This is a genomic window from Variovorax sp. 20P10.2.4, from assembly GCF_058244205.1.
The window spans coordinates 1-1,276 of the sequence record NZ_JBZAYE010001132.1 but is presented as its reverse complement, the minus strand read 5'-3'; the positions used below and the strand labels follow the sequence as shown (position 1 = coordinate 1,276).

1 protein-coding gene is annotated in these 1,276 nt (G+C 73.4%); it reads left to right on the top strand.

The genetic code is table 11. From position 1 onward, the window contains the following. A partial coding sequence (locus AC27VN_RS41725) for an AMP-binding protein (RefSeq protein WP_490880549.1) occupies positions 1 to 1,276 on the top strand: 1,276 nt, incomplete at both ends.

The window sequence follows — 1,276 nt, the reverse complement described above, 5'->3', positions numbered from 1 at the left end:
CCGCGGCCCTGGTGCGCGGCCATGCCAGCCTGTTGCCGCCCGACGCGCGCGCCGACACGCTGTCGCGGCTGCGCGAATCGCATGGCGACGGCCTGTTCGCGCTGGTCGACGACCCGGCGCTGCAGACGCCCGGCATGGCGCGCCTGGTGATCGAGAAGGCGGCCGGCCCAGCGCCGAGCGATGCCGGCGGTGCTGCCGACACGGCGGCCGTGCCCATGATCGACGCCGAACGCCACGCGGCCAGCCTGCTGACCTCGGGCTCCACCGGCGCGCCCCAGCCGCATGCCAAGACCTGGCGCACGCTCACGGGCGACGTGGCGGTGGCGGTGGCGCGCCTGTGCCGCGTGCTCGATCTTCCTTCGCTCGCGGGCCTGACGCTGGTCGCCACCGTGCCGGTGCAGCACAGCTACGGGCTCGAATCCTCGGTGCTGCTGGCGATGCTTGGCGGCGCCGCCTTCGACAGCGGCCGGCCCTTCTTCCCGGCCGACGTGGCGCAGGCCCTGGCCTCGGTGCCGCGGCCGCGCGCGCTGGTGACCACGCCGTTCCACCTCAAGACGCTGCTGCTGTCGGGCATCGCGCTGCCCGAGGTCGACCTGATCCTCTCGGCCACCGCGCCGCTGTCGCCGCAGCTCGCCGCCCAGGCCGAGCAGGCGCTGCACGGCGTGCTGCTCGAGATCTACGGCAGCACCGAGTCGGGCCAGGTCGCGATGCGCCGCACCACCGAGACCGAGGTCTGGGAGACCTTCGGCGAGATCCGCGTGCATGCCGAGCCGGGTGGCGAGGACGGCAACGAGCGCTTCATCTTCAGCGGCGACTTCCTGCCCGAGCCGACGCCGATGGCCGACGTGCTCGAGCTGCTCGACGAGCGCCGCTTCCGGCTGTTCGGCCGCGCCAACGACCTGATCCACGTGGCCGGCCGGCGCAGTTCGCTGGCCCACCTCAACTACCACCTCAACAGCATTCCCGGCGTGGACGACGGCGCCTTCTGGCTGCCCGACGAGGTGGCCGACGGCGTGGTGCGGCCGATCGCCTTCGTGGTGGCGCCCGAGCTCACGGCGGCGGTCATCGTTGCTGCGCTGCGGCAACGGCTCGAGCCGGTCTTCGTGCCGCGGCGCGTGGTGCATGTGAAGAGTTTTCCGCGCGAGGGCACGGGCAAGCTCACGGTGCGCGCGCTGCGCGAGTTCGCGCTGGCGCAACTGGCCGAGGACGGCACGCCGGTGCGGCTTCTGCACACGGTGCCGGTCGACCATCCCGCGTTCGCCGGCCACTTTCCCGG